10 protein-coding genes are annotated in these 15,533 nt (G+C 46.3%); 4 read left to right on the forward strand and 6 right to left on the reverse strand.

Going from position 1 to position 15,533, the window contains the following annotated elements; all coding sequences use genetic code 11:
• Positions 1-26 precede the first annotated feature (26 nt).
• Positions 27-1,301, reverse strand: a complete 1,275-nt coding sequence (locus METLA_RS0101045) for a hypothetical protein (RefSeq protein WP_161635368.1) — start codon at positions 1,299-1,301, stop codon at positions 27-29.
• Positions 1,302-1,902: 601 nt separating this feature from the next.
• Between METLA_RS0101045 and METLA_RS23875 the strand changes: the two genes are divergently transcribed.
• The 3 genes from METLA_RS23875 to METLA_RS0101060 all read left to right on the forward strand — a co-directional run bounded on the left by METLA_RS23875 (position 1,903) and on the right by METLA_RS0101060 (position 4,430).
• Positions 1,903-2,202: a hypothetical protein gene (locus METLA_RS23875; protein ID WP_084480032.1), complete on the forward strand. Its 300-nt coding sequence runs from the start codon at positions 1,903-1,905 to the stop codon at positions 2,200-2,202.
• Positions 2,203-2,705: 503 nt separating this feature from the next.
• On the forward strand, positions 2,706-3,398 hold the full coding sequence (locus METLA_RS0101055; RefSeq protein ID WP_024296782.1) for a class I SAM-dependent methyltransferase: 693 nt from the start codon (positions 2,706-2,708) through the stop codon (positions 3,396-3,398).
• A gap of 147 nt (positions 3,399-3,545) precedes the next feature.
• Positions 3,546-4,430, forward strand: a complete 885-nt coding sequence (locus METLA_RS0101060) for a glycosyltransferase family 2 protein (protein ID WP_024296783.1) — start codon at positions 3,546-3,548, stop codon at positions 4,428-4,430.
• Positions 4,431-4,783: 353 nt separating this feature from the next.
• On the opposite strand, the gene METLA_RS22345 is transcribed toward METLA_RS0101060, so the two are convergent.
• Both METLA_RS22345 and METLA_RS0101065 read right to left on the reverse strand, forming a co-directional pair.
• A complete protein-coding gene (locus METLA_RS22345; protein ID WP_152539343.1) occupies positions 4,784-6,208 on the reverse strand; it encodes a right-handed parallel beta-helix repeat-containing protein in 1,425 nt (474 codons plus the stop codon).
• Between the two features lie 307 nt (positions 6,209-6,515).
• A complete protein-coding gene (locus METLA_RS0101065; RefSeq protein ID WP_024296784.1) occupies positions 6,516-8,330 on the reverse strand; it encodes a LamG-like jellyroll fold domain-containing protein in 1,815 nt (604 codons plus the stop codon).
• A gap of 1,934 nt (positions 8,331-10,264) precedes the next feature.
• On the opposite strand from METLA_RS0101065, the gene METLA_RS0101080 reads away from it, so the two are divergent.
• Positions 10,265-11,962, forward strand: a complete 1,698-nt coding sequence (locus tag METLA_RS0101080; RefSeq protein WP_024296786.1) for an O-antigen translocase — start codon at positions 10,265-10,267, stop codon at positions 11,960-11,962.
• 110 nt (positions 11,963-12,072) lie between these two features.
• Here METLA_RS0101080 and METLA_RS0101085 read toward each other — a convergent pair whose 3' ends face one another.
• The 3 genes from METLA_RS0101085 to lhgO form a co-directional block, all read right to left on the reverse strand.
• Positions 12,073-13,311 (reverse strand): hypothetical protein, encoded by a 1,239-nt coding sequence (locus METLA_RS0101085; RefSeq protein WP_024296787.1) that lies wholly within the window; start codon positions 13,309-13,311, stop codon positions 12,073-12,075.
• A 16-nt stretch (positions 13,312-13,327) separates the two neighbouring features.
• On the reverse strand, positions 13,328-13,927 hold the full coding sequence (locus METLA_RS0101090) for a polysaccharide biosynthesis/export family protein (RefSeq protein WP_024296788.1): 600 nt from the start codon (positions 13,925-13,927) through the stop codon (positions 13,328-13,330).
• A 395-nt stretch (positions 13,928-14,322) separates the two neighbouring features.
• Entirely contained in the window at positions 14,323-15,519 is a 1,197-nt protein-coding gene (gene lhgO / locus METLA_RS0101095) for an L-2-hydroxyglutarate oxidase (protein ID WP_024296789.1), read from the reverse strand.
• Positions 15,520-15,533 lie beyond the last annotated feature (14 nt).

Raw genomic sequence — 15,533 nt, forward strand, 5'->3', positions numbered from 1 at the left:
GAAATAAAAAATATGACCTAATTGTATTAGCGGATTTTTTGTCGGCTAAACAAACTGATTTTATCTTGTGGATGATTGGTTAATAATCCGTTGTTACTTCTGTTCGACGATATTGCTAGGTTTTTTATAGAAGAAAATTGGTGGTTATCCCATTTTAAATTCTGATTTTTTATAAAAATAGTACTTGCTGAGCTTATTGCTGCAAGAGTCAAGTAAATGAAAACAAAAGATTGATCAAAATAAGAAACTGAAACAAATGTTGCTGTATGGGCAAATAGAGAGGCTCCGAGTGCCCATATCATAAATTGGGAATTAGGCAAATTATTGTCTTCGTTTTGTAAGGCCTTTGTTACGCCATTAAATCCCATAAACAAAACATACATGAAGAGCAGCAATAGCGGCAGACCTCCCACCACGCCCATTTGAATGTAGTGGCTGGTAATGTCTGTGTGATTAGGGCTCCAATTTACAACTACCCACATCCAATGGCGAGTATAATCCGTCCCAGTTAGCCACCATTCAGAAAGATGCTCAATGGCTGATTGGATAAGTCTACATCGATACCAACTAGTGCTTCCACCGGCCAAATCGATACGGGCAATAATGAAATAAGCAGGGTCTTTCATATACAAATCCAAGGCAACATATCCCGGTATAGCCCACCGCTGAAGAAATGGGATTAAGTACCGGTAATGCCACAGGGAAAGTGCAAAGATCCCCGCCATCGCACTCAAAATGGGTCCACTAGAGGCGCTAGAAAAAATAATAATAATACAGGAGGCAATGCCAATTAAGGCTGCTTTTCTATGTAGATGCCATAGTCCTATCATCATAGGCAGACAAACAGCCCCTGCTGTACCAGCAAGGATGGGGTGTGCGAAAGGTCCATTGGCTCTGACTTTGCCTTCGCGGATGAGGGGTATGTCACCGCCGCCTAGAATAGAAAAAAGATTTTTTACCATTATCTTTTCATTAATCATTTCCATCGCAAGAGGTGCTAAAAGGATCGCTGTAAGTTGGCAAACGCCATTAATATCCTCCAAATTTCTGCAAAAGCTTCTAATAAGCACATAGATTCCACATGCATCATAAACAAGACCAATGCGATAAATGAAGGCAGAGCTAGGATCCTTATGGAAAAAACCGCTAAACAATAGCCAGGCGACCCAAGCTATCATAGCCCGATCTAGACTATTGATTTGACGTACAGGGAATTCTTGTCTCAATATCATTCGTACGAGACCAACTGCAATCAGGATTCTAACAGCGGTAAAATGGAATGGCCCCAGGTCAATATTCAAGTATGCAGGAATGTAACATGTTCCTACTAAAAGCGGCAGGGGCGCCCACCGTCGGCTTACCAGTAATAGCGCGACCGCATCAACCAGCAGAAATATTATGACAATACTATTCATACAAGGAAGACCACTTTAAGTTGTGTTAGTTCAGAGTTGTGATATGGCTACACTAGAGGTGGTACCGGAAAAATTGAACAGCCGGTTAAGTGGAACACCTGCTACTTTTGAATGTCCAGAAGGACGGTAAAACGGAGCAGAAGATGTCAATCAAAACGAGAAGAACACATTCACCCAGGGCGATTGCATGAACAGTGATTGCTAATATAGATAGCTACAAAAGCCTCTTCTTATGCCATCCATAGTCTTAACAGAAGATTATTCTGCGCAGAATTTGTACAAAATACGGGTTAGTCTTGCAGAAACTTATGTTCTCTCGTTCAGCGTATATTAGCAAATTCTGTTCGTGCAATTGCCCTGCAAATTCACCGGCTTTCAAAGCCAAAGTCGCCATGGCAGCGCTGGCGAGCGATAAAACCCCAGGCGCAACTCACGCAGGAATTCGAGGTTCACCCGAACCAGATAACCGACTGTCCCTAGACCACCCTTGTGGTGGGAAACGGCAACTGACGGACCGGAACGCGCGCCAGAGGTCTTTGGTAAACCCACAGAATCGGCGTCGCCCGCTATCGATCTGCAGGCGTTGCATGCCAAGATCGGCCAGTTGGCGCTGGAAAATGATTTTTTTAGAGGACGCGCTCAATTAGGCTGGATTGCTGACCGCAAAGCGATGATAGACCGTCACGCGAAATTGTCAATTAGCCGTCAGGCCGACTTACTCAATATCAGTCGGGTAGTGTCTATTACTTGCCTAGGCCCGTCTCGAGAGGTGGATTGGAAAAGTTGAAAAGTTGAAAAGTTGAAAAGTTGAAAAGTTGAACAGTTGAACAGTTGAACAGTTGAACAGTTGAACAGTTGATTAAGTGGAACATCCCATTTGATTATTGATTTGGCACTTTAAAGTTTAAACTCCGATCGGATGAGATTGTCCAAGCCATATTTGCCCCTTTCGACAAACTTGTATGATAAGGAGTAAAAGCAGGAGGGGAGTCCTTGTGCATCGGGATGGAGGGAGGTCGACAAGTCTCTGCTGGGACAGACTTTGCTGAGAACTCTTATCATAACGTCTTCCATAGTCCATGAAGACTCTAACGGCATTCTACCAATTTGTGTGCAAGTTCAATGATCTCGGTTTCAAACGTTAATGACCCTGGACTATAGACTTGAACTGATACAATTAATACACGGTGAGGCTGGACCGGATGATGTTGGATACCAGTGATCATAATGCCAGTTTGTAATCCGACAGCTCGGTCTGCCAATAGCAAGGTAAAGTGAGGTCCTTCTCGCATGCAAAAACCCACGTTTGTTACACAGTTTGAAAACCGCTGCCGCAAAAATCGATTCCGGTTACTTGCGCATTTGCTCAAGAGACTCCATCCTCCGATACGGATTCTTGACGTCGGTGGTGAATTCGGTTTCTGGGAGATACTTGACTACACTCACCTTGGGGAGATTCACGTCACTCTTCTGAATCTATTTCGGCAGTACAATCTTCCGCCTAATTTTTGCTCACAGGTAGGCGATGCACTTAGTATGGAAGCGTATGCTTCAAACGAATTCGACGTTGTGCTGTCAAATTCTGTGATAGGGCATGTCGGTTCATTCGATGACCAGAAGAGAATGGCAAACGAGATCAGACGCATAGGACAAAGATATTTTGTTCAGACGCCTAATCACTATTTCCCAGTTGACTGGCGGACTTTAATCCCTTTCTTCCACTTTTTGCCGATGCGATTCCGCGCACGATTGCTATATCATTTGCCTATCACGTCTTTTGGTCGTCTCAGACCCTATTCTAAGGCGATCCAATGGTCTGCCTGTGTTCGTAATATTAGATATCGTGAACTGCGCACGCTTTTTCCTGAAGCAACAATTGTAAGGGAAAGGGTTTTCGGATTTACGAAGTCATTCATGGTTTTCCACGGTTTCGATGACTTTACTTCCCTAACCGATGAGAACGAAGGCTTAGGACTGGGCTGAAGTCCATTGTCGCTGCAGAAAGTTAACTTTTTAGCCTCACACGTTGCTATTCTCGCGGCGACTAAGTGATCGGAAGAGTGATAGAGTAGTTCTTGATGGTAGTAACTTAACAATAATCTAGGTATATATTCATATTCAGGTGACAAAATGTATGGCAATTATATTTTATTGACGGCCGCTAAAAACGAGGAGCTATATATCAGTAAGGCGATTGAATCGGTACTGCGTCAAAGCATACTTCCGCTGGCATGGTTTATAATGGATGATGGTTCCGTAGATCAAACTAGAGAGATTGTGCAGAGTTATACGGATACGTATGCTTTCATTCGTCTTTACTCCACTAATAATATTGGCAAGCGTAGTTTCGGATCAAAGGATAGGGCAATCAACGCGGCATACGAACTGGCGCGGCAACTCGAATTTGACTTCATTGGTGTTCAGGATGCAGACATCGCACCTGAGGAGATAAATTATTACGAGAAAATTCTATGCAAGTTTGGGGGTAACATAAAACTTGGTATCGCTGGCGGTTACATCTATGAACGCTCAAAGAGTGGTTGGGCTTGCCGAAAAAGCAATTCACCGGATTCTGTCGCAGGTGGCATACAAATGTTCCGCCGCAGTTGCTATGAGCAGATTGGGGGATACATCCCAATGCACTTCGGGGGAGAGGATTGGCTGGCCCAAGTGGATGCAAAAATAGCGGGCTGGGAGGTTATAGCCTGCCCAGAATTACCTGTTTTTCACTATCGACCGACATCTAGTTCGGATGGAAGATGGCGAGGATTGTTTCGGTTAGGAATGATGGATGCCTCTTTCGGGTCTCATCCCTTCTTTGAATTTTTCAAGTGTGCGAGGCGTATTGCGGAAAGCCCAGTATTGATCGGCAGCGCCATCCGCTTCTGTGGGTATGTTTGGTGGAACGTTTCAGGTCGAAGTCCTCTGTTACAGCCAGAGAAAATAGTCTATTTAAGAAAAGAACAACTCTCGAAAATTTCACACTGGTGGAAAAAGTTAATTGTAAGCTCGTAACCAAGCGCTTTGGATTTTGTAGCATCTCAGTGTACAGCTTCGACTTCCGCGGTTCCGAATGACTCACCAGGTTGTCTGGGTGATTTGTCTATCGACTGGATCCCAGGAATTTATGTTGGAATGAGGAACAGATATGGTCAGGGTTAGCTGAGACGTTCATCACTGATGAAAATCCAGGTAATTATTTGATAAAATCGACTAAAAAAACAGCCTGAATATGCATCATCCAAATCTTTTGAGCATATTTCAGGCTGTAACAAAATCGTATTCTATTTCTCGGTATGCCCCCCGCCTTGATTAACCGATATAGCCGTTAATTAATAAGCGAGGGGCGGGTGTCAAAGTAAAGTGCTCTATGGCATGACTTTCAAGTTGGAAGGCGGTGCAAGCAGGACGGAAGGGGTGGATCCTCCGCTTGTATACTCATAAGCCCCAATGTCCCATGAGCCGTCTGCGCCCCTGGTAATGTTATCCATGTCAATATTATACGGAGACCCGATGTTGGTGGCCGCATTAATGGCAGGTGACGTCGACGTTAAATGATAGTCTTGTTTAGACAGGTTTGCGAATATATCGGAGCTGGTAGATATATTATTTGTTGCAGTACCCAGACTAAGAGTGCCGCCCTTTCCATGAAAAATATTATTCCGAACTTCACAGCCACTACTACAGCCAGGGCCAGGATTTATGATTGCATCATTGTTGCTGAATGTATTATTAAATACCTTTAATCCAGTAATGGGTGAGTCTTGAATCCCAAGAACGTACCCAATGCCAGAACAAAACGCGCTAGTATTATCGTAGAAGGTGTTTCCATATATTTTCCAATTATCCCATGGGCCGCCATCACTAAATCCAATTCCAACACCAGAGGCGCAATTATGATATATGCGTGAGTTTCTAATTATCCCATTATTAGTGCCCAATAAGTAGTATATATTAGGGTGCATTACGCCATCTGATTGTATGTGGGATATATCCATATATTCTGACACATGGTTATTTGTTCCCGCAACATATAAGCCTGACTCCCATCCAGATATTTTTACATGACTAAAAGTATGATTAGTGGCAGTTGAAAATGGGGTATCATCTACACCACGGCCGTCATTAGTAAATCCAAGGATGTCTGGGCCTCGAATCTCCATGTATTCGACGGTAATGTAACTGCCAGTTGAACCGTTAGGCCATTCAATACCTTTTCCCTGCGTAACGCCAGGGAAATTTATCAGCCATCCGTACGATCCGAAATCTGATGGTTTTGCACTAGAACGACCTGAAACCGTGATGTAGTTATAGCTGCCGAAAGTTATAGAAGATAGATACTGTTCGACTGTTGAATCAAAGCTGCTGCTCCACCCCGCTGCCGAAGTACTTGCCGAGGCATCGCTACGAGCTCTGGCAATGGTAAGAGGCGATCCGCTTGTGCAATTTTTTGCAGGGCTTAGGTTTTGCGTATATTTTCCCCCTGCAACCCAAATAGTATCGCCGCATGAGACGCTTCCCCAAGAAATTGCCGAAAAGCCACTCCATGCGTTGGTCCAGCTGCTACCATTTCCTGTGCCGTAAGTTGAGCTATTGGGCCTTACATACCAATTTGCGGCTTCTGCGCCATAGCTCAAAATGCATAGAGAAATTAGTGCTGTAAACTTTAGTGAAAATATGGTTCTTTTCATGTTCGTATAGCTATGTGTTAAAGAGTAAAATAATTCCTTTTCTGGGCGCCTTATAAGGCTCTCCGAGAAGATGATATTTTTTTTTGATATATGAATATTCATTTAAGTATTTCTTTGTATTGAGAAAATAGACTGCCCTGTTTTATAGGTATGTCCGTAATTTAATATTTGTTAGTAACACTCCTACGCTTCATCATACGAGAAAATTCTACTTTTGAATTCGTCTGTATTGCGGATAAGTTATCTCCGTTACCGTTACCTCGGTAAATGATTCGGATCTAGTTGTTAAATAGACCTATTGCGGTAACTAGGCGTATGAGTGAAGTTTGAGCTTCGAAGCGAGCCTCACCCAATGTGCTGCCCGCTTCATCTATGCCTATATGCTGTTTATGCGATCAATGGCCGGATGTCAATTTCCGTTGCCATAAATCGACACTGCCGCATTGGTGTTATATCCATAACTCGAAGCTGTCCATGTAGCGGGCAAGTCTGTGAGTACCGTACGATGACTGGTGCGTGCCATCAAACCGGTTGACGATCCTACTTGGTCAAGGAAACCAATTTGACCATCTGTTCCCAGTATTGCAAGCCAATAAGGTTTGCCAGCAGTAACAGAGGCATCAGGAATCGATACCGAATTCCACGCGCCAAGTTTCAGCGTGCTCAAATTGCCCTTTGCGATTAGTGTCCCCGGATAACCGGAATTGTCAGTATAGATGCCGGCAACCAAATTTGTTGCGGTGGTGCTCACATCCAGATAAATCTGAACACTGGATACTACGCCGGACTGCGCGGGCGTTGACTGGAACGCTTGTGCAGTACCTTGCGGTTCGTTTTGGATCCACGGTTCTTCGTTCTTGTCACCCAGGATAAATTTCTCCTGTGTAGAGACACTATTTGAAGCACCCACCGCAGTTTTTAAATCAGAGCTGATTTCCGTTGCCGACAAGGCTCTATTGTAGATCCGCACTTCATCGATTTTGCCATCGAAATACTCACCCCACAGGCTGTTACCGCCGATGCGCAACACGCCGTTGGATGTTTTAATCGGAGTATTCGCTGCGCTCTTGGAGACTTCGGCACCGTTTACATAAAGCCGCTGATATTGTCCATCATAGGTCGCGACAAGGTGACTCCATGTATTCACCGGCAAGCGGTTCGAACCGGTGACGGCACGGTAACTGCCATCATTGAAATAAGATACAGGCAGATTGGTGTCCTCTTCGGAATAGAGTGCATAAACCTCAGCCCCTGATGTTTCCTTCAGTATGACCGTGTTGCCGCCATTTGTCTGTGACATTGGATACACCCAAGCTTCGAGGGTCATGCCGGTTGAAAAGTCCAGCGATGCGCTGTCATTGACGGTGACCCAATCGTTGACGCCATCAAAGTCCAACGCGTTTCCATAACGGCCGGTGGTGATTCTAACGGCTTCTTGAATCGTGCCGTTATTGCCGTTACCCGAGGCGTCCGTAACCGTCGTGCCGCTGGTTTCCTCGAAGCCAAAGGCCGCTACGAGACCGTTGGTCGGTGTAGTCGTACCTGAAGTCGTACCTGAAGTCGTGCCTGAAGTCGTGCCTGAAGTCGTGCCTGAGGTAGTTCCTGAGGTAGTTCCTGAGGTCGTAGGTGCAGCGGTCACATTAACCGGTTTGGTCGTGCTAGCGCTGCCGTTTACCGTCAGAGTGACGTTGTATGTCCCGACGTTAGGATAGCTCACCGTGACAGCCTGGGCAGTTGAAGTGAAGTTCGGAGCATTAGAGTTGGGTAAATCCCATTTCCTGCTCGTCACTGTGCCAGTTGTGGTATCCGTGAAAGTAATAGACGCGCCTTGGACCACGCTAATGGGACTTCCCGGTGTGAAAGTCGCCGTTAATGCCGTCGTCGTGGTAGGTACGGTCAAATTGACTTCATTGGAAAAAGCGCTTTCGGTGGTCTTGTTCGTATCATAGGCCTTTGCAGCGAAATAGAGTTTAGCGCCCTCTTGTAGCCCCGAGACCGCGTAACTGGTCTTGTTGCCCACATCGATGGTTGAGGTGTAATTGCCGCTGCTGGTGCCGTAAGAGACTTTATAACCCCCTACATTGGAGGACGTGCTGGGATCCCAGGCAAGGTTTACGGTTCCCGCGAATAAATTGCCGCTGAAAAAAGACAGGGCAAATAAGGTTAATAAAAAGCGCGGGCATAGCTCACGCAGGGAAGTGCTCATACTAAAGGAAATATTCATTGTTTAGATAGTAGCTGAATGCCAGACTTATAAAATCAGTCGGGCTGAGGTTGGTGATTTTTAAGCGTTTAACGACAAGGTCACATGCATAGTTTTAAACGGTGCAAGCTAATACGCGTGGCAGAAACTCGATGCCGGTCGGCTTGTTGTTAAGCACTTACCTAAAGCCATCACGGAGGGCATGGATCCCTTGATGAGGCGAATAAGGATCAGATCAATATGTTTTTGAATTTTTTTGAAAGTTTGGTTTGATTTGATTTGATTTGGTAGTCTTGAATATTTAAGTTCTATACACCTCTCTATACGATAAAAATTTGATTACCAGGTTCTCAATCATGATTTGAGAGCCATTGTTCCGGGATCCTGTTCGCCGACCGTGATCATTTCAGGAGGACATAAAACAGGATCAACAATCTGAAACTAACCTTAGTTTCGAGTGTCTATACAACGTTATTTTTTTAGGTAAGCCAATCCATAGCAAAAATTTTGCTGCGGTTGCCCATGTTTTTTAATTTTTCAGCTTATCGATAGTCCCGCATCGTCGATTCGACCTGAACTAGGCAAAAACAATATCAGGGGGGGCGAAATGATAGCCTTCGTGACGCTTGTTGGTTTCCCAATCGGAGCGAAAGATATAGAAGGCTTAGGAAGCCGCCAACTCTCTTTACGAAAATCGCGTAATCGTTTGAGCAGGTTGGTGGCGGATGCTATTTCGGGCGGAGTCTCTATTTTGGTTCCGCCGGGCTTTCGGGAAAGCCACGCAAGCTCGACCATACTAATTCGCCGTAGCAATCTGGGTGGTTGAGTGTTAATCGCGGTGGCCGCTATCTCTTTTTTGTCTTCCATCAGGAATTCGCTCAGTCGAATTGGCCAATGATTGCTAGCGTTGGCTTCTTTGAAATAGCGTAGTTCATGCTGGATTGGGGCATTGCACAGGCTGTGCGTCATGTCCTCGAAGCGTATTCTTTTCGGCATGAGTCATTTACAGAAGGCTATAAGGTGTATTCCTTAAAAACAAATTAGAAAAAGCTTAATAATCTCTGAAGAAGGATGATAGTATACAAACATTAAATAAATCTTAAATTAAAAAATTGATTATGCAGAGATTGATGCCACCGTCTTTGCATTTTTCGTTTCGAGGCGGGAAGTCGAGTAGTTCCCAGATGCGCCAGGGCTAGGGGAAATCACGGATCCTTGGATTGCATAGCCATCCAAAATTGCATAGAGTCCTTGCGTGCAAATAGGTTGTTGAAGAAACTCATTTTTCGTAACATTTTACCGAGCCGAGCCGCAAGCTATGGCAAAGGTGCGGCCATGTATACTGAGCTTGAGCAACAGCCTCAAATCGGAAGGACGCGCCGCTGTCTAAGCAAGCGCACGCTGTACGGCCGATAGCAGGCTGAAAACAGGGTAGTTTATGGGATGGCTCCTTCCGAAGCTTTATGGGTGTAACACTCATTAAGATTGGAGCTTGCCATTTTTATGAATAATTCGGATTAACTATCCATGCTATGCTCCGGAAAGGGTCTCTATACTGAAATTTATTAGGAACGCGCCATGCCGATAAATCGCATTCCTGTCCAAGCGATGTGTGTTTTGTCACATCAGTGCTCCCCGTTCCGGAGCAGTGACCGATTCCTTGAGCCAGTACCCGAGGCATTAGCGTTAACAGATTCAAACCCAAAGATTTTCCATGTTTTGTGTGGACCAATAGCATGCAGGTGAGACTCAAAACTGACCTTGGCTGTACTTGTCATTACCTTCGGTTTCAACAAATGCGTTTTGCGAAGTCATATTCCTTTTCACCATTGCTAAAGCTGGCGCCGCGAGCCCAAGATATTTCGCAAGCGCCTTTTTGTGGGAGCCATAGTTACCTGTTTTCGAACGGATGCTTGGCTCCATTCCGCAAATCATCTTGCTAACCAGGAGTCGTCATGGCTGAGAAGCATACCTACGGACAGATTTTGAAGTCTTCGGCGGTGATTGGTGGTTCATCTCTGCTGAACATCGCCATCGGGATCGTTCGTACCAAGGTCATGGCGATGTTGCTGGGGCCATCAGGCGTTGGATTGATGGCCCTGTATGGATCAATTTCGGACCTTACGATCAGCGTTGCTGGCATGGGCATTAATAGTAGTGGTGTGCGGCAGATTGCCGAGGCGGTTGGTTCAAGCGACACTGATAGGATCGCGCGAACTGCTGTAGTGCTGCGGCGCATATCAATCTTGCTCGGGTTACTTGGCGCCGCTGTGCTGGTCATATTTGCCGGGCCCGTGTCCACCTTGACTTTTGGCAACGATCAACACGCGGCCGCTGTCGCATTGCTGTCAATTGCCGTATTTTTCAGTCTCGTGTCCGCAGGGCAGGGCGCACTGCTTCAGGGGATGCGCTGCATTTCTGATATGGCTAAGATGGGTGTATGGGGTACGCTCTTCGGGGCGATCATCAGTATCACTGTGGTATATTTCTTTCGCGAAGATGGGTTAGTGCTTTCGCTGGTGCTTCTTGCCGCAATGTCGCTTATCGCATCTTGGTGGTATAGCCGGAAAATACAATTACAAACACCTTCAATATCAACTTCCCAAGTGAGACAGGAGGCTGGCGCCATGTTGAAGCTGGGTTTCGCATTCATGGCCAGTGGTCTGTTGATGACCGGGGCTGCCTATGTAGTGCGTCTCATCGTCGTTCGCAAGGTCGGTTTCGATGCTGCCGGGTTGTACCAAGCGGCTTGGGCATTGGGAGGTCTATATATCGGGTTCATTTTGCAGGCTATGGGAGCGGACTTTTATCCACGTTTAACTGCAATCGCCAGGGACAACAGCGAATGCAACCGTGTGGTGAATGAGCAGGCCCATGTCAGTTTGTTGCTGGCAGGTCCGGGTGTGATAGGAACCCTGACATTCGCACCACTGGTCATCGCACTCTTTTATACGTCTAAATTCGAAGGGGCGGTGGAAATTTTGCGCTGGCTATGTTTGGGTATGACCCTGCGCGTGATTTCTTGGCCTATGGGCTTCATTATCGTGGCCAAAGGCGTGCAAAACCTGATTATATTTTCCGAGTTGGCTTGGACTGTCGTTTATCTTGGCCTTGCGTGGCTTAGTGTAAGTGCTTTCGGTTTGAAAGGCGCCGGTATCGCGTTCTTTGGATCGTATGTGTTTCATGTACTTATGATCTACGTAATTGTGAGGAGGCTCAGCGGTTTTCGCTGGACTGATGCCAATTTACAAACGAGTTTCCTTTTTCTTGCCTTAATCACAGTTGTTTTCTGTAGCTATTATGCATTGCCGCCCTTGTTGGCGATGGGTATCGGTACGCTGGCTGTTTTGCTGAGTGGTGTTTACTCGATTCAAGTTCTCCTCAATCTCATCTCCCTGGATCAGATTCCCAGACCCGTTTTAAAGCTACTAGGGTGGTTCCGTCTTATCAGTTTTAGTTTGAGCGAATACAATGACTTAGGTCCATTGGTTAAAGCGGCGACAGGCGGCACAGTTGTTGAAAATAAGGCGTTAGTAAACCTAAACCGCTTGATTTTTGCATTCATGATGTGCACGGTGTTTTCCATGTGGGCGCACTGGTATCAAGGGATCTATAGCTGGCCGGCTGGATGGGTGTTTTTGCGTCGGGGTTAGAGAGGCAGTTTAGTTCCACGGTAAAGTGGTTAGGATAAGTTATAAAAATGCCCGAGGGTCAAGCTGATCTTTTCTCTGGAGTAGTGCAGGCGCCTGGCCGGATCGGTAAGTTAACGGGAAACTCTAATTCCATCCCAGGAATAGTTTAGAAAAAGCATTACGAGGTTAGAATCACTCGTCCCTACGTTAAAATTTTGCAAATTCTGGTCTTGTTTGTAATTCTGCCAACGGTAAACGTAGCTGCCTTTGAGTTGCCAGTGTTTCTCGAGTTCCCAGGTAAGGCCGGCGGCCCCAGTGAAGTAAGTGCGATTAAACTGAGTGTTTGAATTATCAGTCGACTTGCCGATCGATTGGCTAAGTGAATAGCTACTAGAAAGATCCAGCATCAGATCCCGGGTTAGATGGTATGAATAATTAGCGAAGGCGGATTGGGTTTGCAGCGTTTGGCCGATAGCGCTTGGGTTAACGGTGTTAGAATAACCGATAGAGAAGTCAGTCACCTGTCCATTGTAGTTTAAATTGATGTTTGCGACACGACCCAGCGTCATCGAGGAATTCTGTATAGAGGAGGTATCATTCGAACCGGGCTGGGTGTCAACCCATACGGGGCCTCCGCCTGCGCCAACTGTCCATAAGCGATCAATTTTGTAATCCGCACCGAGTTGAAAACCATACAGATTTTGTGTCGAAGTGTTCGACCCTGTGTATTGGATGTTGGAAAAATAGAGTTTCTCATTTAGGGAGAGGCGTTGGCTCCATTCATGCTTTCCACCTAAGTGAACGGTGTAGTTATCATTGCCGCTGAAAATTGATGAATTATTGTTTAAAGCGATGCCGCTTTGTGTACTGCTATAGCTTGTTTTGGAGTAAGAAGCATCCAGGATCAACTGATCGCGAGCCGTCCATTGCCAAGTCCACGAAGGAGCCAGCCGGTAGTTTTCAGCCTGATTGTTAGGCAAAATTACGCCTGTATCCGTGAGCTGTAGGTTATAGGAGCAACTCACGCCGTATCCCCCAGTTAAGCTAAAAACGCTGCGATTTTTCCGATAACTGTTGTTAGCGTCCAGGTTAAAATTATCACAATCCCAACGCTGATCGTCATAACGACGAATGTCCGCCCGTCCGCCAAAGGCAAGGTCCAACACTCCTGACTTTCGAGTGGCTTGGAATCCTGGAGTCAAAAGGTATCCAACAACAGGATCTTTGCGGATAGGATTTAATGAAATATTATCGTTATACTGAAGCTCTTGCCCCAAGGCTCCTTCCAAAGCCCATTCGGCGGCGTCTACATCTTGCCCGGAAACACTACAGGCTACAACAAGCAATGCTATTTTTCGGTCGCAGTACATGCTTTTCTCGGATAATTCAAGGTACAACGACAGTATCGCCGCTTTGCAGCAGAATATTTGATTCTATGTTCTCGCCATCTTCCACGTCGCCATATTCGAAGGGAAAGGAGCGGGTGTGGCCGTCTGCTTCACGCCTCAAAACGATAATACTGTTTTTTTTGGCAAATGCCGTCAAGCCTTCAGCCATGCTCAAGGCTTGCATCACATCGGTGGGGCCTTTCATTATGAATTTCCCCGGCTTAGTGACCTGACCGGTAACATAAATAACATTGCCTTCGGCCGCCATCAGGCTGACATTTATTTCGGAGTCGGGGATAAATTTAGTCAGACGTTCCCGCAGCGACTTGGCTAACTCCTCGGTCGTTTTGCCGGCAGCGGCGACATGCCCGACTAAGGGAAAAGAAATCGTGCCATCAGGCAACACCACGACCTCCTGTTTCAATTTTTCCTCTTCCCAAACGGTGATTTCCAGTTTGTCGCCTGGGTTAAGGCGGTAACTGTCACCAGCCAGGGCGAAAGCCTGATTGGACAGCCACAGTATGCAGCCGAAAAAAAAGGCGAAAACATAGCCATTATTATATGGAAATATCAAGCTCTTTGAGGTGGACGTATTCATTTGCTAGTTATCCTAAATCGTCGTGTAAATTCAACAATATATTGACCAACAAGCTGGGGCTGCAAGATTTCAAACCCCCGATTCCTGATGGAAAATCAGCCCTTTAGTGTCCTATCCCATTGCGATAGCTTCTCTTGGTGTCACGAGGCATTGCAGGCGTTTGCTGAGGAAAATTTCCAATTTCTTCCCGTACGTTTTTGAGCAGGTCTTTATTCAATTTATAAGGGTATCATTGCTAGAAGTCAATAGAAGAAATATTTTGTTACAAGAACTGACTGAATGAGTTTCCTGCATGGTAACCCTTGGATAAGTTTAGTCTATTTGTAACGCAACTATTTCGCATACGGTAGGCGCTGAACGAGAATCTTACTGGCAGCGTTTTAAAATTGAATTTTTCAGTTCGACAATTGATTAACGATGTACTCGCCAATTGCCAGTGAAGCTGTAGCGGCAGGACTTGGAGCGTTAAGCACATGCAAGGCGTCCTGCCGTATTACTAGATAAAAGTCATCCACAAAATCCCCCGAAGGTTTCATCGCTTGCGCGCGAACACCCGCACCGCCGGGTGCAAGGTCAATAGTGCGAATGTCTGGCACCAGTCGCTGGAGTGCACGGCAGAAATGTGCTTTGCTGCATGACTGAATCAACTCGGTGCATGCCATAGCCGGATATTTACGGAGAAAACGCCAGAGTCCGGGGAAAAACAGCGTATCCAGCATGTCGCGGGTGTCAAAATTTGTTAATTGGTATCCTTCGCGTGCAAAAGCGAGAACCGCGTTAGGACCGGCCTCCACGCCACCTTGAATCATCCGTGTGAAATGGACGCCAAGGAATGGGAATTGTGGGTTGGGTACCGGATAAATCAGATTTTTCACCAAATGCTGGGCTTCCGGTTTGAGGAGGTAATATTCACCGCGAAATGGAACAATGTGTATATCTCGCTGCTCGCCTGCCAGTTTGGCGACGAGGTCGCATTGCAACCCTGCGCAATTGATTAGAAAATCGCCATTGAATTCCTCCTTCGTCGTGCTGACGATCCATCCCCTGGCTTTGCGTTCGAGACTTGTGGCTTTTGCGCCCGTGACGATGTGCCCGCCGCTTTCTTGTACACGGAAAGCCAGTCGATCACAGACCTGCCGGTAATCGACAATGCCTTCTTCAGGCACATGCACGGCGGCGATACCATTGACATAGGGCTCGATTTTTCGCATTTCAGTTGCATCGATTTTCCGTAACCCTTGCAGTCCGTTGGCGATACCGCGCCGGAGTAATTCATCCAGCCGTGGCAGTTCTTCGGATGTCACGGCCACAACGAGCTTGCCGCAGATTTCATGTGGGATACCTTCCGCACGGCAAAATTTTGTCATTTGCTGAATGCCGGCTACGGCTAATTTTGCCTTGGCTGAGCCGGGTGCATAATAGAGACCCGCGTGTAAGACGCCGCTATTGTGCGTGCTTTGGTGCGCACCGACGGCAGACTCTTTCTCAAGCAAGGTGACGTTTGCCTGCGGGAATCGCTCCAGGAGCCGATAAGCCGTGGCTAATCCGACCAAACCACCGCCGACAATCAGAAAAGTTTTTCGTGAGCCCATAGCATTATGATCAA

The organism is Methylomicrobium lacus LW14 (assembly GCF_000527095.1).
Taxonomy (GTDB): Bacteria; Pseudomonadota; Gammaproteobacteria; order Methylococcales; family Methylomonadaceae; genus Methylomicrobium; species Methylomicrobium lacus.